The sequence below is a fragment of the Rhodoferax sp. GT1R46 genome (genome assembly GCF_056521285.1).
This window is the reverse complement of the sequence record NZ_JBWMBC010000001.1, coordinates 1,004,100-1,028,782: the sequence shown is the minus strand read 5'-3', so window position 1 is coordinate 1,028,782 and position 24,683 is coordinate 1,004,100. Positions and strand designations below refer to the sequence as shown.

Here is a 24,683-nt window from a genome sequence, read left to right as displayed (position 1 = left end):
CCTTACATGAACCTGTTGTCGTCGCTGCGCTACTTAGTGGCGCTCAATGAGCACCGCCATTTCGGTCGCGCAGCCAAGGCTTGCCACATCACACAACCCGCGCTCTCCAATGCGTTGCGGGCGCTGGAGAGTGAATTCAACGTCGTGATTGTTAAGCGGGACCGAACCTTTGCCGGCCTGACACCCGAGGGCGAGCGGGTGTTGGTTACCGCGCAGGTCATGCTGCATGAAGAAGCGCTGTTGCAACAAGAACTGCACAGCGAAACCCATTTACCAAGAGGCGGCGTTCGCATCGGCGCGGTTCCAACGGCAATGCCGATTGTGGCGCGTTTCGCAGCCATGTTGCAGGCGCGCCATCCAGGCATATTGCCCACGGTGCTATCACTTAGTTCTGCGGCTCTTGAGAAGGGTCTCGAGGATCTTTCGCTTGACCTCGCGTTGGGCTACACCGAGCGAATGGGGCTGCATGACACGCGGTTGGCAGCTTGGCCCCAATACACAGAGCACTATTTTTTGCTGCGTCGTGCCGCCAAACCGCACCCCGATTATCTTCAAATTGGTCCCAGCGTACGTTGGGAGGAAGCCGCCCACCTGCCCTTGTGCCTGCTGACACCTGACATGCACAACCGCTCCATCGTGGATGCCGCATTCACCATGGCAGGCACTCCCGTCAAGCCGGCGATAGAGACCAACTCTATTCTGACGATGGCTCTCAGCGTGGTGGCAGGCAGCGTCTGCAGTGTCATGCCAGGTGCGCTGGTGGGTGCGGTGCGGGGCTATCGGGAGCTGGAGGCCTTGCCTTTGACAGGCCCGGATGTCCGTACGCCCATCGGGTTCATGTCCCATGCTTCAGTCCGACCGTCACGGGCACTGGAAGCTGCGCTGGCCCTGGCGCAGGACGGCGCCTGGCTGCGCCATGCCGCCGCACACAGTGGACTGCTTTCCGCCTGACGAGCAGGCGCCCTGCTGCGCTGCCGCATTTATTTTTTGAATAGTCCGATTACTTCACGCAATTAGACGGACTACCGTTTGCACCGGATACTGACTGCTCATCCAGAGGTAGCAGTATGAAGAAGCAAAGGACAACCCGTGGATTTTTTTAGATTGCAGTCTCGCAAGCAGCGCATTGCGACAAGCGCCGGGATTTTGGCGAAGACCATGGCCCAGCCGTTTTCAATCGATTTGGCACAGCGCGTGGACATCGAAGGCAGCAACACGCCGACATTGCGCAACGGAAACAGGGTGCTGAACCTGGATTTCTCTATCCCTGATGATTTCACCGACCGCACGGGTCTGTTGGCCACCATCTTCGTTCGCATGGATGACGATTTCACCCGCATTACGACGTCGGTGCGCAAGCAGAACGGCCAAAGGGCGATTGGCACCCATCTGGATCGGTCCCAACCAGCCTACCGATGCGCGTTGGAGGGGAAACCCTACGTCGGCTACGCGACGATTTTTGGCAAGCAATGCATTACCCGCTACGACCCGGTGCGGGACCGGTCCGGCCACGTTGTGGGCATCCTGTTTGTCGGCCTTGATGTGAGTAGCAATCCCGCGATGAGCATGGCCGCGGCCATGGCATGGAAGCTATCCATCTTCAATGCAACCCTTTGCACACTATTCTCCTTGCTGACAAGTCGACTGACAGATCCAGCCCAATGGGCATTTGCAGGACTCTCCACCGTTTCTATCGGAATCATCACCTATATCCTGATGAAGCACCAAGTGATGCAACCGGTCATGCAGGGCCGCCACGCCGCGCTGCGGCTGGCTGCTGGTGACTTGACCAACCAGGTTCATGTGCATGAAGGGGACGACATCGGCCAGATGTTGCTTGCCATCAACGGCATCAGCGTGGGCTTGACGGGTCTGGTGGGAAATGTCCGCCAGGCGGCCTCGATGGTGACTGATGGAACACGTGAGATCGCCGATGGGAATATGGATCTCGCCAACCGCACCGAGCAGCAGGCCGGCGAGGTCAACGCGGCTGCGTCAGCCATGCATGAATTAACCATCAAGGTGAGCCAAAACGCGGACAGGGCCAACCAGCTCAACGGTCTGGTGGCGTCTGTATCAGAGCTGGCCATGACAGGCGGCGCCGTCGTGGGACAGGTGGTGGACACCATGGGGCAAATCAAATCCAGCGCGCAACGGATCAACGACATCATTGGCCTGATTGATGGCATCGCGTTTCAAACCAATATTCTGGCGCTGAACGCGGCGGTGGAAGCAGCCCGCGCAGGTGAACAAGGCCGCGGATTTGCCGTAGTCGCCACTGAAGTGCGTAGTTTGGCGCAGCGCAGCGCAAGCGCTGCTCGTGAAATAAAAGTCCTGATCGACACGTCAGTTCATACCGCCAACGCCGGCAGTAACCTGGTCGAAAAAGCCAGTTTGGCCATGACACAGATCACACAATCGGTGCAGGAGGTCGTTGGTTTCATCGACAGCATCGCGCTGTCCAGCAACGAACAACGCGCAGGTATTGAGAGCGTGAATCACAGCGTAGGGCAAATTGATCAAATGACCCAGCAAAACGCAGCACTGGTAGAGCAGTCGGCAGCAGCGGCCATGAAAATGCGCGATCAGGCGACGCAACTTGAATCGGCAGTGGACATTTTTAAAACCCCCTGAAATAGTGCAAGAAAGGACTAACCGACGCAGACATAGAGAACCACCCGAAATGCTGCAATGCCGCATTTAATTTTCGAATCAACCCATATTTCGATTCAATTGGACACACCCATCCAATCAACCTGATACTGCGACGCCGTTGGACCAGGTTCATGGCAGACATCAAATAATTAAGGAGACAACAATGTCGGACTCAAACGCTGGATTTTTGGACAAGGAGCGGATCATCGCCGGTCCGGGCTTCAACCGATGGCTGGTACCGCCCGCGGCACTGGCCATCCACCTCTGTATCGGTATGGCCTATGGATTTTCCGTCTTCTGGCTCCCACTGTCCAAAGCTCTGGGCATCAAGGAAGCCATCAAGTGCGGACCTGAAGTCGGATTTTTCGGGCAATTGTTCACGACCACTTGTGACTGGCAGATCTCCACCCTGGGATGGATGTACACCCTGTTCTTTGTGTTGCTCGGCTCATCCGCGGCCATCTGGGGTGGCTGGCTGGAACGCGTTGGCCCCCGCAAGGCAGGCGTCGTCTCTGCACTGTGCTGGTGTGGTGGCATGCTGCTGTCCGCCTTGGGGGTCTACCTGCACCAGTTCTGGCTGATGATTCTGGGTTCCGGCGTCATCGGTGGTATCGGACTGGGTCTGGGTTACATCTCGCCTGTGTCGACGCTGATCAAATGGTTCCCGGACCGTCGTGGCATGGCAACCGGCATGGCGATCATGGGCTTCGGTGGTGGCGCCATGATTGGCTCACCCATGGCTGCTGACCTGATGAAATACTTTGCGACCCCAACCAGCGTGGGCGTGATGCAAACATTCGTGGTGATGGCCATCGTCTATTTCGTTTTCATGATGGCAGGCGCCCTGACCTACCGTGTCCCTGAAACCGGCTGGAAGCCAGCCGGCTGGACGCCCCCTGCCGCCCAAGTGAACAACGCGATGATTACCCAGCGCCACGTTCACGTCAAAAAGGTCTGGGGCATTCCCCAATTCTGGCTCATCTGGATGGTGCTGTGCATGAACGTGAGTGCTGGTATTGGCGTGATCGGCATGGCCTCTCCCATGTTGCAGGAAGTCTTTGGTGGATCCCTGATTGGTGTGTCCCAAAAATTTGGTGAGCTTGACAAGATCCAACTGGCAGCCATTGCGTCTGTGGCTGCGGGCTTCACTGCGCTCTTGAGCCTGTTCAACATCGGTGGCCGCTTCTTCTGGGCAAGTCTGTCAGACAAACTCGGTCGCAAGATGACCTATGTTGTGTTTTTCGTGCTGGGCGGCGTGCTGTATTTCAGTGTGCCAGGCAGTGCGGCAGCGGGCAGCATTGTGCTGTTTGTGAGCGCCTTCTGCATTATCCTGAGCATGTATGGCGGTGGTTTCGCAACGGTGCCAGCCTACCTCGCAGACTTGTTTGGCACTCAAATGGTGGGCGCCATCCACGGCCGACTGCTCACCGCCTGGGCCACAGCCGGGGTGCTCGGCCCTGTGGTGGTGAACTACATGCGTGAGTACCAGCTGGGCCTTGGAATTCCGCGTGAGCAGGTCTATAACCAGACCATGTACATCCTGACGGGCATGCTGGTTGTCGGTTTAATCTGCAATCTGATGGTGCGCCCATTGGCCGATAAATGGTTCATGACGGACTCCGAGCTGGCGGAAGAAAAACGACTGGCCCATGAGAAAGCATCTGCTGCGACTCTGCAAAGAAGCGGTGCAGGTGGTGCTGACTCGGTGAGCCCGGTGTTGGTTGCCGCAGCGTGGCTGGCCGTTGGCCTTCCACTGGCGTGGGGCGTTTACCGCACCTTGCAGAGCGTTGCCAAGTTTTTCAACTAAACCTTCCCATCCAAAAGACTGTGGGTCGTGCCATTCACGGCACGCCCGCAGGATGACCACATGACACTTTCTGCACATTCCAGCGACATAAAAGCCGTAGCCATTGCAACGGTGGATGAAATGCGTGAGCGCATCCGAAAAAAGAGCCGGCTCAAAGGCCGACAGGCGGATGACGCATCCCTGCAGCAAGTGCGCGCATTGGTCGGTATGGCTCCGCATCGGCGCGACCTGCTGATAGAGCACCTGCACAAGCTCAATGATGCTTACCGCTGCCTGCACGACCGCCATTTGGTGGCGCTGGCCAAAGAGATGAATATTCCCATGGCCGAGGTGTACGAAGTGGCCACTTTCTACCACCACTTTGAGGTGGTGCGGGCTGATGGAAACAACGACGGGAAGGCCCCTGGCCTGACGGTGCGGGTGTGCGATGGGTTGTCATGCGAGATGGCTGGAGCGAAAGACTTGCTTGCCCGCTTGCCTTCCCTGCTGGGTAATCAAGACGTGCGGGTGATTTCGGCACCCTGCATTGGCCGCTGTGAGCAGGCACCCGCAGCATTGGTGCACCAGCACCCGGTACCTTTTGCCACGACAGAGGCCATCGTTTCACTGATAAATCAGGCTGTAGCCCTCCACCCTGCTGCGCAGGCAGCTACTGATTTCATAGCATCCGACTATTCGGAAAAGAGTATTTCGCCTCTAGAGCACCTGCACCATGTGGCCCCTGCATATGTCGGCTATGAAGCCTACCGGGCCAATGGCGGCTATGCACTGGCAGCATCCGTGCACACAGACGACGCCAGCACCGAGCCCACCATTCAGGCGATGGAAGACTCCGGTCTGCGCGGTTTGGGCGGTGCCGGGTTTCCGGCTGGCCGCAAGTGGCGCATCGTGCGTGATCAACCAGCCCCTCGCCTGATGGCCGTGAACATTGACGAAGGCGAGCCGGGTACTTTCAAGGACCGCACCTATCTGGAACGCGATCCGCATCGCTTTCTGGAGGGGCTCCTGGTGGCAGCGCGCGTGGTGGGCATCGACGCCTGCTACATCTATCTGCGTGACGAATACCATGGCTGCCGTGCAATTCTGGAAACGGAGATTGCAAAGCTTCAAGCAAATCCACCCTGCCCTTTGCCACACATTGAGTTGCGGCGGGGTGCCGGTGCCTATATTTGCGGCGAAGAGTCCGCCATGATTGAAAGCATTGAGGGCAAGCGTGGAGAACCGCGTATGCGCCCACCTTACATCGCACAGGTGGGCCTGTTTGGTCGCCCCACGCTGGAGCACAATTTCGAGACCCTTTACTGGGTGCGTGACATTATCGAAAAAGGCCCGCAGTGGTTCAGCGGCTTTGGTCGCAATGGCCGCAAAGGGCTGCGCAGTTTCAGCGTCAGCGGTCGTGTCAAGCACCCGGGCGTGAAGTTGGCGCCTGCAGGCATCAGCGTGCGGGAGTTGATTGATGAGTATTGCGGCGGCATGCTGGATGGCCACACCCTCTACGCCTACCTCCCCGGCGGCGCTTCGGGTGGCATCTTGCCAGCCAGCCTCAAGGACGTTCCGCTGGACTTCGACACCTTGCAGCCGCATGGAAGTTTTATTGGTTCAGCGGCAGTCATCGTTCTGGGGCAGAACGATCGGGCACGGGACGCCGCATTGAACATGATGCGCTTCTTCGAGCATGAAAGCTGCGGCCAATGCACGCCTTGCCGCGTAGGTACGGCGAAAGCCGCGAAACTGATGCAGTCCGAAAAGTGGGATAACGAGACACTGGAAGATCTCAACCAAGTCATGACCGATGCGTCCATCTGCGGGCTGGGGCAAGCGGCTCCCAACCCGATACGCTGCGTCCAGAAATACTTTCCACACGAAATTGGAGGCAACGCATGAACGCCCCGACAAAACAGGTGGAAGTGACGCCACAAATCATTCATTTCACGCTCGATGGCAATGCCATCCAGGCGTTCGACGGAGAAACAATCTTCAAGGCAGCGCAGCGCCACGGCGTTGATCTCCCTCATCTTTGCTACAAAGACGGTTACCGGGCTGATGGCAATTGCCGCGCCTGCGTGGTCGAGATCAAGGGCGAGCGAACCCTCGCCCCCAGCTGCTGTCGCAATGTGACCGCGGGCATGGAAGTGCAAGCCACCAGTGAGCGCGCCGTCAAGAGCCAAAAGATGGTTCTTGAGATGCTGCTCTCCGACATGCCGGATACCGGCTACAAGTGGAATGAGGCTGACGAATCGCTGCAGCATGGCGAGCTGAGCGAATGGGCGTCCCGCATGAACGTCCGGGTGCGCCCCGAACTCAAGGCGCTGCGCCGTGAACAACCCAAAGCGGACTTCTCCCACCCTGCCATGGCGGTGAATCTTGACGCCTGCATTCAGTGCAACCGCTGCGTGCGGGCGTGCCGCGAGGAACAGGTCAACGACGTCATTGGCTACGCCATGCGCGGGTCCCACAGTGAGATCGTCTTCGACCTGAAAGACCCGATGGGTGACAGCACCTGTGTGGCCTGCGGCGAATGCGTGCAAGCCTGCCCAACCGGGGCACTCATGCCAAAAACACAGATCGGCTCACAGGTTGTGGACAAGAAGGTCGATTCGGTTTGCCCGTTCTGCGGCGTCGGCTGCCTGTTGACCTACAACGTGAAGGACAACGTCATTGTCAGCGTGGATGGCCGTGATGGACCTGCCAACCACAACCGCCTGTGCGTCAAAGGACGATTTGGCTTTGACTATGCCCACAGTCCCCAGCGCCTGACCATGCCACTGATCCGCAAAGCCGGAGTCCCCAAGGACCCGCAGGCACTGGAACACCTCAATCGTGACTCCGCCGATTGGTCCTCGGTTTTCCGGGAAGCCACGTGGGAAGAGGCCCTGGAACTGGCGTCCGGCAAGCTCAAGCACTTGCGTGACACGAAAGGAAAGAAATCACTGGCCGGCTTTGGCTCTGCCAAGGGCAGCAACGAGGAAGCATATTTGTTCCAGAAATTGGTGCGAACGGGTTTTGGCTCCAATAACGTGGACCACTGCACGCGCCTGTGCCATGCATCCAGCGTAGCGGCGCTACTGGAAGGCGTAGGCTCTGGTGCGGTGAGCAACCAGGTCAATGACGTCGAACATTCAGACCTGATTTTTGTCATCGGTTCCAACCCTACGTCCAATCATCCGGTGGCCGCGACCTGGATGAAAAACGCAGCCAAAAATGGCGCGAAGATCGTTTTGGCTGATCCGCGCGTTACAGACATTGGCAAGCACGCTTGGCGCACTCTGCAATTCAAGGCCGATACCGATGTGGCCATGCTCAACGCGTTGATTCACACCATCATTGAAGAAGGTCTGACCGACCTGGACTTCATCAGCCGGCGCGCTAACAACTTTGAAGCGTTGCGTGAAAATGTCAAGGGTTACAGCCCAGAGGCCATGGAACCCATCTGCGGAATTCCCGCAGAAACACTGCGCGAAGTGGCACGGGCTTATGCCAAGGCAAAAGGCGCGATGATTCTGTGGGGCATGGGTGTAAGCCAGCACGTGCATGGCACCGACAATGCACGCTGCCTGATCGCGCTGGCAACCGTGGCAGGGCAGATTGGAAAACCAGGTTCTGGTCTGCACCCTTTGCGTGGGCAGAACAACGTGCAGGGCGCGAGCGATGCGGGCCTGATCCCCATGATGTATCCCAACTACCAGCGCGTGACCAACAAGGCGGCACATGACTGGTTCGAGAACTTCTGGGGAATGAAGCTGGATGATCAGCCCGGTTACACCGTGGTGGAGATCATGCACAAGGCGCTGGCACCCGACACCGATCCGCATAAAGTGCGTGGCATGTACATCATGGGCGAGAACCCCGCGATGAGTGACCCCGATCTGAATCACGCACGCCATGCACTGGCCAGCCTGGAGCATTTGGTGGTGCAGGACATCTTCATGACCGAAACCGCCTGGCTTGCCGACGTGGTTTTTCCCGCTACGGCGTGGCCAGAAAAAACCGGCACTGTCAGCAACACCGACCGCATGGTTCAGCTGGGCAAACAGGCCATCACACCGCCGGGCGATGCCAGGGCGGACCTCTGGATCATCCAGCAACTGGCGACAGGTCTTGGCCTGAACTGGAATTACGAAGGCGACCACCACGGTGTGGCTGCCGTGTATGAAGAGATGCGACAGGCCATGCATGCGGCCATTTCAGGCATCACATGGGAACGTCTGGAGCGCGAATCGAGCGTGACCTACCCGTGCCTGAGTGCCGATGATCCCGGTGCACCTACGGTATTCATGGACCACTTTGCCACCGACGACGGACGTGTGCATCTGGTTCCTGCAGATATTATTCCGGCAAACGAACGGCCCGACGCCGAGTTTCCCTTTGTCTTGATTACGGGCCGACAGCTCGAACACTGGCACACTGGCAGCATGACACGCCGGGCGACCGTGCTCGACAGCATCGAACCCATGGCCACAGCATCGCTTTGCGGTGACGACCTCGCAGTGCTGGGATTGGAAACGGGTGACGTGATTACGGTGCAGTCACGCAGAGGTGAAGTAGCCATTCGCGTGCGCCGGGACGACGGTACACCCCGCGGTGCGGTGTTCATTCCATTTGCGTACTATGAAGCAGCAGCCAACCTGATGACCAACGCTGCATTGGACCCTTTCGGAAAAATACCTGAATTCAAATACTGCGCCGTTGCCATCCGTCGCGGTGGCAATCTGGCCGCAGCCACTGGCTACGGAACCGGCGTGGGAAGCAGTCAGTGATTTGACAGGAAAAAGTGTGTTGAAGAGGGTTATGCCTGATGACAACCCGAAAGACATGCTCTACATTAATTTGGTCGTTTATAAGTAATCAGCAATATTTACAACAGGAGACATTGAAATGAATTTGAAATCAAAGTTGACAGCCGTGGCCCTCGTGTGGACCACATTGGGTGCGATCGCGGCAGACCCCATCAAGATTGGCGTATCTGGACCCTTCACCGGAGGCTCTTCATCGATGGGCGTCAGCATGCGTGATGGCGTTCGAATGGCTGCAGACGAAATCAACAAATCCGGCGGCGTGCTGGGTCGCCAGCTTCTCTTGGTCGAACGGGACGATGAGGCTAAAAATGAGCGCGGTGTGCAGATTGCACAGGAAATGATCAACAAAGAAAAAGTCGCCGCAACGGTGGGCTTCATCAACAGCGGTGTCGCACTGGCCGCAACGCGCTTCTACCAGGATGCCAAAATTCCGGTCATGAACAACGTGGCAACAGCCACCATCATCACGCGCCAGTTTGATGATCAGCCTGAAAACTATATCTTCCGCAATGCAGCTGCTGACAGCATTCAGGCAAAGATGATCGTCGAGGAAGCTGTGTTGCGTCGCGGCTACAAGAAAGTGGCGATCTTGTCCGACTCCACCAACTACGGCCAACTGGGTCGCGACGACCTCGAAAAAGCATTGGCGGCAAAGAGCGTAAAAGCCGTTGCAGTTGAAAAATTCAACATCAAGGATGTGGATATGACTGCGCAACTATTGAAGGCAAAGGAAGCCGGTGCCGAAGTTATTTTGACCTACGCAATTGGCCCTGAACTCGCGCAAATAGCCAATGGAATGACCAAGCTGGGCTGGAAAGTTCCAATGATTGGTAGCTGGACCCTGTCTATGGCCAACTTCATTGACAACGCAGGCCCTGGTGGTGAAGGTGCGCGCATGCCCCAGACCTTCGTTCAGGAGCCAACGACACCCAAACGTCAGGCCTTCATCATTAACTACCTGAAGACCTTTAGCCCAAAAAATGCACGCATTGACTCTCCAGTTTCTGCTGCACAAGGTTATGACTCCATCTATCTGCTTACAGCAGCCATGAAGCAGGCCGGCAGCACGGAGGGGCCTAAGGTTAAGGCAGCACTTGAAGACCTGAAGACTCCGGTCGAAGGCGTTGTGACCACTTACAACAAGCCTTTTACCAAGTCTGATCACGAAGCCATTACGGCCAACATGCCCGTTTTTGGAGAAGTCAAGGGACAACGCGTGGTTTATGCCTATCCCGATGACCAGAAAAAAGCGTCGGAAGTTCGCTTGAAGGACACCAGCGCCAAGCCTGTGGCGGCACCGGTAAAAAAATAAGCCTTTCGGTTTTAAAAACGCCACATGGACGTCGGTTCGTGTGGCGTCTTGTTTGGTGCACCGCACTTTGCGTGAAGGTGCCGTTAGCGCATAAAGGACTGTATGCAAATATTTACACAACTGGTGTTCAGTGGCATCGCACTGGGCATGATTTACGCGGTGATCGCGTTCGGCTACCAGCTGACGTTTGCCACCTCTGACACCCTGAATTTTGGACAGGGCGATGCACTGATGCTGGGCGCACTGGTGGGTTTGTCGCTGGTCAGTTGGGGAGTCAATTATTGGCTCATGATTCCACTGGTTTGCATCTTCGGTGCGGCGCAAGGGGCCTTGGTAGAACGCGTTGGTGTGCGTCCCGCCATCAAGATCAAAAGCGAATTTGGTTGGATCATGTCCACCATCGCTCTGGGCATTATTTTCAAGAATGTGGCCGAGAACGTCTGGGGCCGTGACGACCTGAAGTTCCCTTCGCCACTGCCAGAGTCTCCCATGCACTTTTTGGGTGCCAACATTCTTCCGATGGAAATTTTGGTGGTGGGCGGTGCTTTGCTGATGATGGCCATTGTTGAAATTTTCAACCGCAAATCGATTTACGGAAAAGCCGTTGTGGCCACCTTCAATGACCGCGATGCGGCCAAGCTGATGGGCATCAACACCGCACTGGTCATCACTTTCTCGTACGCGCTGTCGTCAATCACCGCTGCAGTAGCGGGTATCTTGATTGCACCTCTGACGCTGACCGGTGCCACCATGGGCTCGGTGCTGGGATTGAAGGCATTTGCCGTCGCAATCATTGGTGGCTTGACCAGCGGCATGGGCATTATTGTCGGCGGCATCATTTTGGGAATCGCCGAAACCACTACAGGCTTTTACCTTTCAACCGGCTACAAGGACGTTCCCGGACTGGTATTGCTCCTGATCGTACTGGCATGGAAGCCAGCTGGGCTGTTTGGTAAGAACGCCATCAAGAAAGTTTAATCATGAAGCGTTCACAACTGTTTTTTGCTGCCATCGGCATCCTGCTCCTCGCAGTATTCCCCGTGGTTTCGGGTAACCCGTATTACATCCACCTGGTCGAGACCATCATGATCTTCGCGATCCTGTTGTTTGGACTTGATATTGTGGTGGGCTACACCGGCCAGGTGTCACTGGGCCATGCGGGTCTGTTTGGCATCGGCGCATACACGGCTGGCGTTTTGGTGCTGAAGCTTGCTGCGCCACTGTGGGTCGTCCTGCCGGCCTCGATCGCAGTTACAGCGGTCTTCGGCGCGTTACTGGCCCTGCCCGCCTTGCGGGTCACCGGACCCTACCTCGCCATGGTGACATTGGCGTTTGGCACGATCATCCAGATTCTCATCAATGAGATGACTTTTTTGACGGAAGGTCCCTTGGGCATCAAGGTCGACAAACCCAGCATTTTTGGCCACAAATTGGACGAGCACGAGTTCTACTGGCTGGTGTGTGTGCTGTTGATTGTCTCCTTGATCTTTGTACACCGGGTACTGCGCTCCCAACTGGGCCGTGCCTTCGAGGCGCTTCGGGGTAGCCCGGTTGCTTCAGATTGCATGGGCGTTTCGGTCTATCGCTACAAGGTTTATGCGTTCGTGATTAGCGCGGGTCTGGCTGGCTTGGCGGGATCGTTGTATGCCTTCTCTGAACAGTACATCTCGCCCAACACTTATAACTTCGAGATGACCGTGTTCTTCCTGCTGGCCATCATCATGGGCGGTCGCAAAACGCGTACCGGAGCCATCCTGGGTGCGGCCATTATCGTGATGCTGCCAAAACTGCTTGACGACATTGCGCTGTTCCGGATCGTATCGGTCATATTTGCTGCGCTTATCGTCGCTGGCAGCGTTTACCTGATTGCCCGCGGTAAATCGACCGTGCAAAAGGTCGCGATTCCGGTGGCCTCGGGTGTCGGTCTGGCTGGCATTTCGTTTGTCCTGACCACCATGGCGGATTGGCGCCTGTCGATCTTTGGATTGATCACCCTGTTTGTCGTGTACTTCCTGCAAGACGGCATTGTCGGCTTTGTGCGAAACGCACTTAATCTGCATGGCCATGCACGTACCGATGCAGAAGCCACGCGCTCCATTGCATCAGACGAGAAGGCCCTGCAGCACCCGCATGGCGGCAAGTCGGATGACATTTTGATTGCCTCGAATGTTCTGATGCAATTTGGCGGTCTCAAGGCGATCAACAACGTGGATTTGCGTGTCAAGCGCGGCACCATCCATGGCCTGATCGGACCTAACGGATCTGGCAAGAGCACCATGATGAACGTGCTGACGGGTATATACGTTCCCACCGCTGGCACCATCGCTTTCGAAGACCGCTCGGTCGTGGGTCGTACGTCCTCCGATATTGCCCTGTCGGGCATCGCACGAACCTTCCAGAATGTGCAGCTCTTTGGCGAGATGACTGCACTGCAGAACGTACTGGTGGGTTTGCACCATACGTTTGACAGCAACCTGTTGGATGTGGCCTTCCAGTCGGGCAAGTACATCAAGGAACGCAACAGCAGCACCGCGCGCGGTCACGCCCTGCTCCGCTTGGTGGGCTTGAGTGATTTGGCGGGTGAAGAGGCCCGTAACCTGCCCTACGGCAAACAGCGACTGCTGGAGATTGCCCGAGCACTGGCACTGAACCCGCAGCTTCTGCTGCTGGACGAGCCAGCCGCCGGACTGACGGCCCCCGACATCAAGGAACTGGTCACCATCATTCAGAAGATCCGTGGCGAAGGCATAACGGTCATATTGATCGAACACCACATGGATGTGGTGATGTCCGTCTGCGATCAAGTCACAGTGCTTGACTTTGGTCAGAAGATTGCTGAGGGTGTGCCCTCCGTGGTGAAGTCAGATCCGAAGGTCATTGAGGCTTACCTTGGTGGCGAAGTTGAACCCGCTGCTGCAGCCTGAGCGACAAACAGGAATAAACGATGCTTAAGATTTCAAACCTCCATGCAGGCTACGGCAAGATCGAAGTGCTACATGGAATCAACCTTGAAGTGCCTAAAGGCCGTGTTGTCACACTGATTGGCAGTAACGGCGCAGGCAAGACGACCACCATGCGCGCCATCTCCGGAATGATTGCGCCCAGTACGGGTTCCATTACTCTGGGTACACACGAAATTGCCGGACGTGAGTCATACGACATCGCCAAATTGGGACTTGCGCACTCGCCTGAAGGCCGGCGCGTCTTTGCGACGATGACCGTCAATGACAACCTTTTGTTGGGAGCGTTCCCCCGCTTCACAGGATCCCGACCCAAAGGTGACATCAACGCCGATTTGGAGAAGGCGATGGAATATTTCCCCCGCCTCAAAGAGCGGCGCCTTCAGCTGGCGGGCACCTTGTCGGGCGGTGAGCAGCAAATGCTGGCAATGGCCCGTGCCATGATGATGAACCCGGAGGTTGTCTTGCTGGATGAACCTTCCATGGGCCTCGCTCCGATCCTCGTGGAAGAAGTGTTCCGCATCATCGCTCGCTGGCGCAAAGAGGGTGTCACCATGTTGTTGGTGGAGCAATTCGCTGCCGCCGCTCTCAATGTGGCGGACTACGGTTATGTTCTGGAAAATGGACGCATTGCAGTGCATGGTCCGGCAGACAAGCTGAAAAACGACCCCGCCGTGAAGGCCGCCTACCTGGGCGGGCATTAGACGCTGGTATGGAAATTACAGGGCTCATCCTTGCCGGAGGCAGGGGCTCCCGCATGGGTACCGTAGACAAAGGTCTGCAACCCTTTCGTGGTGCACCGATGGTTTCACATGTGGTGGAGCGGCTGACACCGCAAGTTCGAAGTCTGCTCATCAATGCAAACCAGAATCAGGCAAGCTATGAGGCTTTCGGATGGCCCGTCTGGCCCGATGCGATGCCGGACTTTGCGGGCCCGCTGGCGGGCCTGCAAACCGGCTTGATGCATTGCGACAGTCCTTATCTGGTGACCGCGCCCTGTGATTCGCCGTTTTTGCCCGCTGATTTGGTTGAACGCCTGACTCGTGGGTTATTGGACGTAGGCGCTGATCTTGCCGTGGCGGTCACCGGTGACGAAAAAACGAGGCAGATCCACCCGGTATTTTGCTTGGTGAGTGTGTCTGTGCTACCGCATCTCACTGTGTTTCTTCAAAAAGGCGGGCGTAAAGTTGACGCGTGGTTTGCATCGCTCAAGGTGGCTGAGGTTCATTTTTCCGACGAAGCGGCATTTCAAAACATCAATACACTGGAGGAGTTGAAAAAACTCGATACCCATTGAAATTGAACCATGAGCGCCCCTACCCTTTCAGACATCGCTAGCGAACTCACAGGCTACGACTCCAACGCCCTTCCGGTTTCGCAAGCCCAACGCATCATTCGGGAATTTGTCACGCCCAACCATACGGCAGAAGTCGTTTCCATCCGCAACGCCCTGGACAGGGTTTTGGCGGCAGATATCGTATCCCCCATCAGTGTGCCTTCGCATGACAATTCTGCAATGGATGGTTATGCGGTGCGCGGAAGTGATGTGCAAGGTGAAGCCGACGTTACCTTGCACATCATCGGTACGGCCTATGCAGGACGCAGTTTTACCGAAGCAGTGGGGCCAGGCCAGTGCGTGCGCATCATGACCGGGGCGGTTATGCCCATCGCTTGCGACACCGTAGTGCCGCAAGAACTTACGCGGGATGCGTCAGACGTTTACGTGATGGTCCCAAACGGAGTGGTCAAGACCGGAGATAACCGCAGGCTGCTTGGTGAGGACCTCCAGGCAGGTAAGGCGGCACTGCACCAGGGAAAAGTCCTGCGTCCGGCCGATTTGGGTTTGATTGCTTCGCTGGGCATCGCCGAGGTGTCCGTACAAAAGCGATTACGTGTCGCCTTCTTTTCAACGGGTGACGAACTGCGTTCTCTGGGTGAGCCGCTGGACACGGGGTGCGTGTATGACTCCAATCGTTACACCATCTTTGGCATGTTGACCCGTTTGGGCTGTGAGCCCATCGACATGGGCATTGTCAAAGACGATCCGGAGTCTCTGGAGAATGCCCTGCGATCCGCTTGTGAAAATGCCGACGCAGTGATTACATCCGGCGGCGTATCGGTCGGAGCGGCCGACTACACGAAGCAGGTCATGGCCAAACTGGGAGATGTGATGTTCTGGAAGATCGGCATGCGCCCCGGCAGACCCATGGCCTTTGGGAGAATTACATCCCACGGCAACTCGGCGTACCTGTTCGGACTGCCGGGCAATCCGGTGGCGGTGGCCATTACGTTCTATTTCTTTGCTCGGGATGCGCTATTGCACCTGATGGGGTCAACCAGTGCACCACTGCCACTCACGCGCGTAGTATCTGAATCTCCCATCCGGAAAAAGCCAGGTCGCACCGAATACCAAAGGGGAATCCTGTCAACCGACACCAATGGCAAGCAAACCGTGCGAATCACCGGGTCTCAGGGCTCCGGGATTCTGAGCTCCATGTCAGAAGCCAACTGCATTGTCGTGCTGCACCACGAACAAGGCTGCGTCGCCCAAGGCGACGCTGTTGACGTAGTGTTATTCGACGGATTGTTGTGATTCAATCACTGCAGATCACCCTTCGATGTATCCCGGGTTAGGCTTTACGCCTGACAACTTGGGTGCGTTGAGTTTGCGCGCCGATACCTTGCCACCCTTGGATTTAAGCCAGGTTTCCACGACATCCCAGACCATCTTGTTGCCCTGGGTTTTTGCCTCTTCAGCCACGGGAGCCCAACCTGCAACTTTGTATTTTTTGCCGGCCTCAATGGGTTTCCCGCCAAGGCGCATGTCGTCGATGCGCTTACCCATTGTTGCGTTGGGATCACAGCTGTACTGCAGGCCACCCACACGCACCATATCGCCACCCTGCTGGTAGTAGGGGTCGGGGTTGAACAGGTTATCGCAGACGTCTTCCAGCACGGTCTTGATGGTTTCACCCGTCATCTCCGTTACCGTGGCATAGGAATAGGTCGTGGCCGTCATGTCCATCAGCCATTCGCGCGTGATGGCCTGCCCCGGCAGCAAGGTAGTACCCCAGCGGAAGCCAGGCGAGAATGCAATTTCTGCACCCTGCACGTCCATCAACGCATCGACCAGCAACTGGTCACCGGTGCCATTGAAGTTGCCGCGACGGTACAGCGTACCCTCCGTAACCGCCAGTTTTTCAGCCAACTTGGCTTCATACGGCGCGCGAATTTTGGTGATGAGTGCATCCATGTCGTGATCGGCCGGCAACATGTTGGCGAACACAGGTAGCAGTTTGTAACGGAAGTCCATGACCCGCTTGTTCTGCACATTGAAGTCCAGTACGCCGAGAAACTTGCTATTCGAACCCGCATTGGTAACGATGGTTTTGCCGCCCTTATTGGAAACCAGCGAGGCCACCGGCATGCCATCGTGTGTGTGGCCGCCCATGATGGCGTCAATGCCAATAACCCGGCTGGCCATCTTCAAATCCACATCCATGCCGTTGTGGCTCAGCACAACCACTACCTGTGCACCCTTGGCCCGCACCTCGTCCACCATCTTCTGCATGTTCTCGTCCTGGATGCCAAAGGACCAGTCGGCAACCATGTAACGCGGGTTTGCAATGGGTGTATACGGAAACGCCTGCCCGATAATGGCGCAAGGCACGCCATTGATCTCACGAATCACATAGGGCTTGAACACTGGGTCACCAAAGTCGGCCGTCTTGACGTTCTGGGCGACAAAATCAACTTTTCCAGCGAAGTCCTTTTCAATGATTTCCTTCACACGCTCCATACCCAGCGTGAATTCCCAGTGACCTGTCATCACATCCACAGTGAGAAGTTTGCACGCGTCCACCATATCCTGGCCGTTGGTCCACAAAGCCGTACCTGATCCCTGCCAGGTGTCGCCACCATCCAGCAGCAACGCACCGGGCCGGCTGGCTTTCATACGCTTGACCAGTGTAGCCAAGTGCGCGAAACCACCCACTTTGCCGTAGCGTTTAGCGGCCTTCTCGTAGTCCAGACAAGTCAGCGCGTGGGCCTCTGCCGTCCCGGGTCGAATATTGGACACCTTGAGCAGATGCTCGCCAACCAGATGCGGCAAGTTGCCCTTCATGGTTCCCAGGCCAATATTGATACTGGGCTCCCGGAAATAAATCGGCTTGAGCTGGGCGTGGCAATCCGTCATGTGCAAAAAGGACACATTGCCGAACTTGGGTATGTCGTACAAGCCGCTAGCTGCCGTAGCAGCATCTGCTTCGGCATAGGCTCCCAACCCCATACCCGCCATGGTGCCGGCACCCAACACCTGAAAGAACTCACGCTTGGTTAAATTCATAAATACGCAATCACAAAATTAACAGAAACAAAAATACCCGAACACGCGTCGGGTACGGAAAAATTTATTGATTGACCGGGGACTTCGGATCAAGCAGCAACGCCAGAACATCCGCCACCTGAGATTCGGTCAGAATGCCCATATGCCCCGCGCGCGGCATGTTCGAACACGCGTTGTAGGCCTTGCTGTTCCACACCTTGCCCCAGGTGTACTCAACGATAGGCTTGGCATCAGGACTGGCCGGGTCTGCAACCCCGCGCAACTTGCCGTAGTTGTAAAGGCTCGGGCCAATGGTGCCGAAAGAAATCTCTTTCTTGTCGATCTGGTGGCAGTTGTAGCAATTGCCGCCATTGGGTGTTTTGGCATCATCCGTCCACGTCAGGCCACGACCGCTTTGGGCAATTTTTTCACCTTCTTTCCAGTCGCCTAGAAACTTGCCATTGGAGGGCCATTTCACGGATTTGAGGTTGCTGGCCTCAATGGCTTTGGCGGAAGCGTCATCCAGCGGCTGACCGGCAACATCTGCAGCACTGCACACTCGATTGGTCTCGTCAGTATCGAGAACAGCTGCTTTGACGATCCCTTCATCCCTGAAAGATGCCTTGACGATTTTGGTCGTTAGCTGATCCAGATCGGCTGAGGCAGGAAGCGCGGTACATCCAGCGACCACGGCAGCAGCGGCCATTGCAGACAAAAAAATCCTGTGTTGTTTCTTCATTATTTTTCTCCGTCTTTTCAGCGCTTGATGGCTGGCGCAACAGAAGCTGAGCCCTGACTGTTAACCCCGAGATACACCCCGAGCGCAACCGTGGCATCGCTACCGAAACCCGGATAAGGAAAGCGTTGTTGCCGGTAGCAATCGTTCAGACGCTGTTGCATACCCCACATCTGCCCGTTGGAAACGCGGTAGGCCGGCCAAGCGGCAAAGCCAACGCCATCACCGGGATTCTTGGTGAGGTTAGGCAAGTCCTGGAGACGGATACGGGTATTGTCTTGTCCGTGGCACGACGCACAGGAAAAATCGTGTGGTCCGCCGCGCTGAAAGAACAGCCGCTTACCCACTTCATAAAACGTCTTTTCCTGTACGTGGTTTTGAGACAGGTTGAATCGCAACCCCTTGGATTCAGAAGCAATCCAGGTGGCCAGCGCCGTGATGTTGTTTTGTTCACCCTTACCAAATGGGGTTTTGGCAATGTCAGCGGAATTGAAACCCTGCAACGTTTCCATGCAGGTCAAGAGGCGGGACTCCAGATCCTGAACCCGGTTGGTATCCGCAAAATACCGGGGTAACTCAACAAAAGCGCCCTTGACAACGCCGGGGCCCTTACCCAGATCACACTGCTGAAGCGACACGTTCTTGGGACCGCGCTTCTGTGCCCAAAGGCCTTCGCCTTTGGCTTCAAACAAGTCTGACGGGTTTCCATCCTGCAACATGGCCCGGTACTCCTCAATCGACTGCACCGCCGATTTCTGGGCCATGGCCCCCGTACTCGCCAAGCACGCAAGAGCGATCAGCGTCAGTTTTTTTGTCATCCTCTTGTCCAATCTGCTTTTTAATTTTTACAAGGTAGACAGGGGAAGTAAAACTTCCCCTGGGCAAAACATCAAACCAAATCAGGACACCGTCGCTTCGTCACTGCGGGTGTCACCCCGGTTGTCTTTCCAATTCACGCCGATTTTGTCACCAGCCTTGGCACCTTTAACCACGAATTGCAGGAAAGGATTTTTGGAAACAGCCGGTCCCCATTCGGCGGTTAAAACGGTCTTGCCGTTATGGGTTGCTGTGACTTCCTGGATGTACCAGGCTGGGACGATCTTGCCGGCTGCGTCTTTGCGCTGGCCGCCCTCCATCTCATGCGCCATCAGAACGCGAACGGTTGTTTTGTCACCAGCTGCCTGGGCGCGAATGCGCATTGGATCTGCCATTTTTAGCTCCTAAATCAAAAATAAAAATTTGGTTGGTTACTGCGCAATCAACCGCCGCAACCGCCGAGGGTGACTTTGACTTCCTTCTTGGCAAACAAAACCTTGCCATCGTTCATGACAGCAACGGCGTACACATCCGAAGACTGGCCCATCTTGACGCGTGCAGAAAATGCGGCGTCGACGCTGTCAGTCATATGGAACATGGCCGTCAAGGTTGCGGGGTTCTTTTCAACCATGATGAGCATGCTTTTCACACCCGTCAACGTAGTCGCAACGGCGACTGGCACCACAGAGCCATTCTCGGCAATGTCAGGGGCGGTGATTGAAACGTCCTTGCTTTCGGTCGGGGCGCCAGCGCCCAGTGCCTTGAGTGCGTCGGCAACGGATTTGGCTTCAAAAGCGTCCTTGCTGAAGGCGGCGAGGGCGAACTGGGGGAACAGGCCCGTGGTGGCCAAAAGGCCAGCCACAACGGCGGTTTTCTTGAGCGCTTGTCTGCGTGATTGCATGTAGTTTCTCCTGGTTAAACAAATGATAGTCAAGTAATAAAAAAGTCGTGACGGTGATTTCCCTGATGCCTACCTGGCAGCACCTGCAGCGAGCCAGGCCGCAATAGCTTTGGCATCCGCATCAGGCAGCGATTGGGATGGCATCGGAATGGGACCCCATACGCCTGAGCCGCCTGACTTGATCTTGGCCGCAAGATAGTCCGCTTTACCGGCATGTTTCTTGGCGATGTCAGCAAAACTGGGGCCCACGATCTTCTTGTCAACCCCGTGGCAAGCAACACAATTGTTTTTCTGCAGCAATGCCAGCGCCGCTTTGGAATCTGCGCCGCCCGCTGGTGCTGGCGTGCTGACTTTAGGAGCCTCGGCCACCTTCACCGGTGCGGCTGCTTGTGCCACCACCACGGCGGTTACTGCCGCACCAGGAGTTGGAACCTTGCCTTCAGGTTTGGTCGTATCAACACCGTGCTGCGCGCCAATCGGACGGTTCTGCTCAGCCAGATTGCCATGTGCGTTGCGCGCAAAGTCTGGCAGAAAGGAAGCAACGGTCGGTTCAATCGCACAATCCTTCATGCAGGCGATGTTCTTGACATCTGGCGCTTGGGTACCCTTGAACTCGTTGCCTGGCCACATGGCGTGCTCGGTTGTCATGCCATTGCGGTTGGGCATGCGGGCTTGCACCTCGGCAATGTTTTTGTCAGACAACGTGAAGTTGTCGGGCACAACACCACTGAGATTCAACAAGAAGGCCGTCACCGCATAGACTTCTTCCGTCGTCAGCGACTTGGGTTGCGTCCACGGCATGGCGCGGTTGATGTAATCCCAGATGGTGGAGAGCGTAGCTACCTTCATGAACGTGGTACGACCGGCTGTCGAGTCCTTGAGCTTGGCCACATGACCGGTCTTAACGTCCTCAGCGGTGGTGCCGCCAACCAGCGGGCTGAAAACCTCGCCAGAGTCACCGAATACACCGTGGCAGTGAGAGCACTTGGTCTCCCAAACGTCCTGCCCCTTGGAGACGGAACCCGACCCTGCGGGCAAGCCCTTGAAGTCTGGACGCACGTCGATATCCCATGCAGCCACTTCTTTGGGTGTCGCCGCTCGGCCAACGCCAGGATATTGCGCGCCGGTCTGCGCTAGCGCACAGCCGGCCACGACCATCACCGCTGCTGCGACTGCTGCATTACGAAAGCTGAACATTTTTCACCTCGCCATTTTCCTGTATCAGCCATGATTGAATGGCGTTGTTGTGATAGATCGAGCGCGTGCCGCGCACAGCACGCAGTTGCTTGTAAGTGGGCTGCACATAGCCAGTTTCGTCAGAAGCACGGCTCTGGACAATGGCTGGCTTGCCATCCCAAATCCAGTCAATATTGAAGCGGGTAAGTGCCTTGGAAAGCACGGGTGTTTCCAAGCGGGCCTGGCGCCAGTTGCGGCCGCCATCCACCGACACATCCACCTTCTTGACTTTGCCCCGGCCAGACCACGCCAGACCCGTGATGTTGTAGAAACCCTTGTCAAGCAGGACTTGGCCACCGGACGGCGTAGTCACCACGCTCTTGCATTCCTGAATGTTGGTGTACTGCCGCTGCAAACCGCTGGGCTGCAGATCGATGTAGTGCACGGCCTCGTCCTTGGTCGCATAAGGCTTGTCACCCACTTCAATGCGGCGCAGGTACTTGACCCAACTCACGCCTTGCACCCCCGGTACGATCAGGCGAAGCGGATAGCCGTTTTCGGGACGCAACATCTCGCCGTTCTGGCCATACGCCACGAAGACTTCGCCCGACTTGATCAAGCTCATCGGGATAGTGCGTGTCATGGACGAGCCATCGCCGCCCTCCGCCAGCACAAACTTGCCGTTGGTGAGGTCGGCACCCGCCAGTTCAAGCAAGGTGATCAGCGGCACGCCCGTGAACTCACTGCAGGAAACCATTCCGTGCGTGTACTGGGCGGTTGGCACAGCCACATTACCCCATTCAGCCGCCGTGTTGGCGCCGCACTCAATAAAGTGGAAGCGCGAAATGGAAGGCAAACGCATGATCTCGTCCATGGTGAACACCTTGGGCGTCTTCACCATGCCGTTGATCATGAAGCGGTGCTTGGACGGATCAATGTCCCACCAGCCCTGATGGTGGCGTTCAAAATGCAAGCCACTGGGTGTAACGATTCCAAACAGCGACTGCAAGGGCGCAAACGAGACGGACGCCTGCGTTGTCTGTGTCAAGCCAGGGCTCTGGCGACGCTGCACATTGGCTTCAAACTTGGATGGTTTGCCGTAACTTCCTTCGGAAGAAACGCCCTGCCCCAAACTGGTCGCGTGCTCCGGCAGATTCAAAATGTTCGGGTCACCACCCTCCGTGGGAACCGGGTTGCCCTGCGCCATCGCGATGGGAGCGGCTACACCTGCTGCGGCTGCAGCAAAGGCGTTGCGCAGAAAATCGCGACGCCCACTTTTCGCCTCGGCAAATACCGTCTTGATGCCTTCGCGGCTCAAAAAATTCTCAGGTGCCTTGATGATACGGCCTGAACCCATAACTTCTTGCTTCACATGTTCTCCTTCACTTGTTGGGCTTCCAACGACTCAACGTTTAAACAATATATTCGAATGCACTGATATATTATTGACAAAAGAAACTGACAAATTGATTACGCCTGGCCATAAATGACATCACGTCACTTGAACCGATAGTGATCGCGGTTCAACACTGCACTCACCGCTGTAACCTCTTCAGGAAACAACCCCAGATTCATCTCGGTGTTGCATTGCTCCACCATGCCCCGCAATATGCCTGGCGTGTTGACCCGCCCAGCCGGCCGGTAGATGGCCGAACCGTCGCCGCCAAATTTTTGCTGATGACAAGCCGCACATTTGTTGTCAACAATCAGCTTCTCGCCCAGTTTCAGGTCGGCACCCTGGAAAATGGACGGGATCTGGGCGTGCACGCTTCCGCAAAAAAACGTAAGTAAGCAAAGAAATTTATACATAACGTGCTGCCCTGGAGCGACCTCTGTCAAATTAAAAACGATGCGAATACATCAGCTGCAGGTTGGTCTGCTCATGCGTCGTCGTCACACCATTGGCGTTGGTCACCGTAGTTTTTGGCGCCATCGCTAACGAAAAATTGACAGCCCCAGCCTGTGTTACCTGGTATCCGAAACCAGCAGTTATATGACTTTTAATGGTGGCTGGGAAGAGAGGATTCACCAAGTCTTCCGGAATAGGGTTGTCTGCAAGATTGACACCCGCACGAAGAGTCAGCGCATCATTGGCGCGCCATGCAACCCCAACGCTCAATACAGTCTGATCTTTCCAGTTTTGTGGTAATGCAAAACTGACGCTACCTCCCATTCCGGCGCTGTCATAGCGCATCCGGAAGCTTTTCATCGTGTCAGCCCAACCGATTGACTTCAAATCTGCTGCAACCAATAGTGCAGGCGTCGCTTGCCAGCTTCCACCAACCGCCAAAACGGACGGCCACTGAAAATCGATAAGTGTGATGGTTCCGACGTCGTTAAACCCACCGGCTGCAGTAATGCTCGCAGAACCCACTGCAGTTTTCATGTCATCCAGTTTGGATTTGAACTGGTAAGAGCCGCCCACATTCACGTCTTTGCTGACCTTGTAGACCGCACCCAACTTGGCACTGTAGCCGGTTCCCTTTGCGGCACCGGTGTTTTTGTCCCCGTCGGAGAAGTTGATACGCGCCCAAGGCGCACCACCCAACGCAGGAAGTGCCGCCGCAAGATTGCCGCCGCTGGCAGTCACCATGCCACCCAGCTGCGCACCCGACGCAGCCATCAACAGGTCCATACCAGCCCACATGAAATCAAACGTAGCCCCCAACGTCAATTCGGGACTGGCCTGGTAGGCGATAGGAATGATGATTTTTCCGACGCCCAGCTCTGAACGCACATCGGCACCCGAACCACCAGCCATAAAGGTATTTGCGCCGTACTCAGTTCCCATGCCACCTTGCGCAAACATACCAAAACCGTACGTGAGTGAACCACTGCGGCGCGCATAGCCCAGAGCAGGCATGACATAAGAGGTACCACCAGAATCCGCGGTAGGCATACCAGTCATGGAAGCCGAGATCTTGGGGCCAAGCAGTCCTACAGCCACATCCAGCCGAGCACCTTCCGTCATCAGGCCCAAGGTTGCCGGATTTTGTGCCATCGCCGCTGTACCGTTGTCAAAGCTTTGCGATGCACCACCCATACCTGTCGAGATCGGACCGTAGCCTTCCATATTCATGCCGTTCGTAGCAAACGCCGAGGTGATGCAACCACCAAGAATCAAAGCCACCGCCAGCGGCCGAAGCCGGGTTGTTGTTGTGCGTGATGAGGTCAATGCCTGTCTCCGGTTTAGTATTATT

At 56.2% G+C, this 24,683-nt stretch carries 20 protein-coding genes; 11 read left to right on the top strand and 9 right to left on the bottom strand.

Annotated features, from left to right (window positions below; translation table 11 throughout):
* The first annotated feature begins 6 nt into the window (after positions 1-6).
* The 11 genes from AC097W_RS04800 (at position 7) to moeA (ending at position 16,123) form a co-directional block, all read left to right on the top strand.
* Entirely contained in the window at positions 7-951 is a 945-nt protein-coding gene (locus tag AC097W_RS04800; protein ID WP_479601158.1) for a LysR family transcriptional regulator, read from the top strand.
* Positions 952-1,089: 138 nt separating this feature from the next.
* The gene (locus tag AC097W_RS04795) at positions 1,090-2,634 is read left to right on the top strand and encodes a methyl-accepting chemotaxis protein (protein WP_479601157.1); all 1,545 of its coding nucleotides are present in this window, start codon (positions 1,090-1,092) and stop codon (positions 2,632-2,634) included.
* A 184-nt stretch (positions 2,635-2,818) separates the two neighbouring features.
* A complete protein-coding gene (locus tag AC097W_RS04790; RefSeq protein ID WP_479601156.1) occupies positions 2,819-4,462 on the top strand; it encodes an OFA family MFS transporter in 1,644 nt (547 codons plus the stop codon).
* Positions 4,463-4,522: 60 nt separating this feature from the next.
* Positions 4,523-6,346: an NADH-ubiquinone oxidoreductase-F iron-sulfur binding region domain-containing protein gene (locus AC097W_RS04785; protein ID WP_479601155.1), complete on the top strand. Its 1,824-nt coding sequence runs from the start codon at positions 4,523-4,525 to the stop codon at positions 6,344-6,346.
* Complete coding sequence (fdhF, locus tag AC097W_RS04780) at positions 6,343-9,219, top strand: formate dehydrogenase subunit alpha (protein ID WP_479601154.1); 2,877 nt, start codon at positions 6,343-6,345, stop codon at positions 9,217-9,219. The genes AC097W_RS04785 and fdhF overlap by 4 nt, the downstream gene beginning before the upstream one ends.
* A gap of 118 nt (positions 9,220-9,337) precedes the next feature.
* Complete coding sequence (locus AC097W_RS04775; protein WP_479601153.1) at positions 9,338-10,570, top strand: ABC transporter substrate-binding protein; 1,233 nt, start codon at positions 9,338-9,340, stop codon at positions 10,568-10,570.
* Between the two features lie 102 nt (positions 10,571-10,672).
* Positions 10,673-11,548 (top strand): branched-chain amino acid ABC transporter permease, encoded by an 876-nt coding sequence (locus AC097W_RS04770; RefSeq protein WP_479601152.1) that lies wholly within the window; start codon positions 10,673-10,675, stop codon positions 11,546-11,548.
* A 2-nt stretch (positions 11,549-11,550) separates the two neighbouring features.
* Positions 11,551-13,494 (top strand): branched-chain amino acid ABC transporter ATP-binding protein/permease, encoded by a 1,944-nt coding sequence (locus AC097W_RS04765; protein WP_479601151.1) that lies wholly within the window; start codon positions 11,551-11,553, stop codon positions 13,492-13,494.
* Positions 13,495-13,514: 20 nt separating this feature from the next.
* On the top strand, positions 13,515-14,234 hold the full coding sequence (locus tag AC097W_RS04760; protein WP_479601150.1) for an ABC transporter ATP-binding protein: 720 nt from the start codon (positions 13,515-13,517) through the stop codon (positions 14,232-14,234).
* 8 nt (positions 14,235-14,242) lie between these two features.
* Entirely contained in the window at positions 14,243-14,827 is a 585-nt protein-coding gene (gene mobA, locus AC097W_RS04755; protein WP_479601149.1) for a molybdenum cofactor guanylyltransferase MobA, read from the top strand.
* Between the two features lie 9 nt (positions 14,828-14,836).
* The gene (gene moeA, locus AC097W_RS04750) at positions 14,837-16,123 is read left to right on the top strand and encodes a molybdopterin molybdotransferase MoeA (RefSeq protein ID WP_479601148.1); all 1,287 of its coding nucleotides are present in this window, start codon (positions 14,837-14,839) and stop codon (positions 16,121-16,123) included.
* A 15-nt stretch (positions 16,124-16,138) separates the two neighbouring features.
* Here moeA and soxB read toward each other — a convergent pair whose 3' ends face one another.
* The 9 genes from soxB to AC097W_RS04705 form a co-directional block, all read right to left on the bottom strand.
* The gene (gene soxB / locus AC097W_RS04745) at positions 16,139-17,875 is read right to left on the bottom strand and encodes a thiosulfohydrolase SoxB (RefSeq protein WP_479601147.1); all 1,737 of its coding nucleotides are present in this window, start codon (positions 17,873-17,875) and stop codon (positions 16,139-16,141) included.
* Between the two features lie 64 nt (positions 17,876-17,939).
* A complete protein-coding gene (gene soxX, locus AC097W_RS04740) occupies positions 17,940-18,593 on the bottom strand; it encodes a sulfur oxidation c-type cytochrome SoxX (RefSeq protein ID WP_479601146.1) in 654 nt (217 codons plus the stop codon).
* Between the two features lie 17 nt (positions 18,594-18,610).
* Entirely contained in the window at positions 18,611-19,408 is a 798-nt protein-coding gene (gene soxA, locus AC097W_RS04735; RefSeq protein WP_479601145.1) for a sulfur oxidation c-type cytochrome SoxA, read from the bottom strand.
* A gap of 81 nt (positions 19,409-19,489) precedes the next feature.
* Positions 19,490-19,801, bottom strand: a complete 312-nt coding sequence (soxZ, locus tag AC097W_RS04730; protein WP_479601144.1) for a thiosulfate oxidation carrier complex protein SoxZ — start codon at positions 19,799-19,801, stop codon at positions 19,490-19,492.
* A gap of 47 nt (positions 19,802-19,848) precedes the next feature.
* Positions 19,849-20,307: a thiosulfate oxidation carrier protein SoxY gene (gene soxY, locus AC097W_RS04725; RefSeq protein WP_479601143.1), complete on the bottom strand. Its 459-nt coding sequence runs from the start codon at positions 20,305-20,307 to the stop codon at positions 19,849-19,851.
* 69 nt (positions 20,308-20,376) lie between these two features.
* Positions 20,377-21,504: a c-type cytochrome gene (locus AC097W_RS04720; protein ID WP_479601142.1), complete on the bottom strand. Its 1,128-nt coding sequence runs from the start codon at positions 21,502-21,504 to the stop codon at positions 20,377-20,379.
* The gene (soxC, locus tag AC097W_RS04715) at positions 21,488-22,840 is read right to left on the bottom strand and encodes a sulfite dehydrogenase (protein ID WP_479601306.1); all 1,353 of its coding nucleotides are present in this window, start codon (positions 22,838-22,840) and stop codon (positions 21,488-21,490) included. Before soxC ends, AC097W_RS04720 begins: the two co-directional genes overlap by 17 nt.
* A 140-nt stretch (positions 22,841-22,980) precedes the next feature.
* A complete protein-coding gene (locus tag AC097W_RS04710; protein WP_479601141.1) occupies positions 22,981-23,250 on the bottom strand; it encodes a hypothetical protein in 270 nt (89 codons plus the stop codon).
* 73 nt (positions 23,251-23,323) lie between these two features.
* A complete protein-coding gene (locus AC097W_RS04705; protein WP_479601140.1) occupies positions 23,324-24,658 on the bottom strand; it encodes an OmpP1/FadL family transporter in 1,335 nt (444 codons plus the stop codon).
* Between the last annotated feature and the right edge of the window lie 25 nt (positions 24,659-24,683).

Bases quoted from the DNA above. Each gene is read 5' to 3' on its own strand.
- soxZ (WP_479601144.1), bottom strand. From the start codon at position 19,801: ATGGCAGATCCAATGCGCATTCGCGCCCAGGCAGCTGGTGACAAAACA.
- soxB (WP_479601147.1), bottom strand. From the start codon at position 17,875: ATGAATTTAACCAAGCGTGAGTTCTTTCAGGTGTTGGGTGCCGGCACC.
- AC097W_RS04775 (WP_479601153.1), top strand. From the start codon at position 9,338: ATGAATTTGAAATCAAAGTTGACAGCCGTGGCCCTCGTGTGGACCACA.
- soxX (WP_479601146.1), bottom strand. From the start codon at position 18,593: ATGAAGAAACAACACAGGATTTTTTTGTCTGCAATGGCCGCTGCTGCC.
- AC097W_RS04770 (WP_479601152.1), top strand. From the start codon at position 10,673: ATGCAAATATTTACACAACTGGTGTTCAGTGGCATCGCACTGGGCATG.
- AC097W_RS04765 (WP_479601151.1), top strand. From the start codon at position 11,551: ATGAAGCGTTCACAACTGTTTTTTGCTGCCATCGGCATCCTGCTCCTC.
- AC097W_RS04800 (WP_479601158.1), top strand. From the start codon at position 7: ATGAACCTGTTGTCGTCGCTGCGCTACTTAGTGGCGCTCAATGAGCAC.
- AC097W_RS04720 (WP_479601142.1), bottom strand. From the start codon at position 21,504: ATGTTCAGCTTTCGTAATGCAGCAGTCGCAGCAGCGGTGATGGTCGTG.
- AC097W_RS04790 (WP_479601156.1), top strand. From the start codon at position 2,819: ATGTCGGACTCAAACGCTGGATTTTTGGACAAGGAGCGGATCATCGCC.
- mobA (WP_479601149.1), top strand. From the start codon at position 14,243: ATGGAAATTACAGGGCTCATCCTTGCCGGAGGCAGGGGCTCCCGCATG.
- moeA (WP_479601148.1), top strand. From the start codon at position 14,837: ATGAGCGCCCCTACCCTTTCAGACATCGCTAGCGAACTCACAGGCTAC.
- soxC (WP_479601306.1), bottom strand. From the start codon at position 22,840: ATGGGTTCAGGCCGTATCATCAAGGCACCTGAGAATTTTTTGAGCCGC.
- soxA (WP_479601145.1), bottom strand. From the start codon at position 19,408: ATGACAAAAAAACTGACGCTGATCGCTCTTGCGTGCTTGGCGAGTACG.
- AC097W_RS04785 (WP_479601155.1), top strand. From the start codon at position 4,523: ATGACACTTTCTGCACATTCCAGCGACATAAAAGCCGTAGCCATTGCA.
- fdhF (WP_479601154.1), top strand. From the start codon at position 6,343: ATGAACGCCCCGACAAAACAGGTGGAAGTGACGCCACAAATCATTCAT.
- soxY (WP_479601143.1), bottom strand. From the start codon at position 20,307: ATGCAATCACGCAGACAAGCGCTCAAGAAAACCGCCGTTGTGGCTGGC.
- AC097W_RS04760 (WP_479601150.1), top strand. From the start codon at position 13,515: ATGCTTAAGATTTCAAACCTCCATGCAGGCTACGGCAAGATCGAAGTG.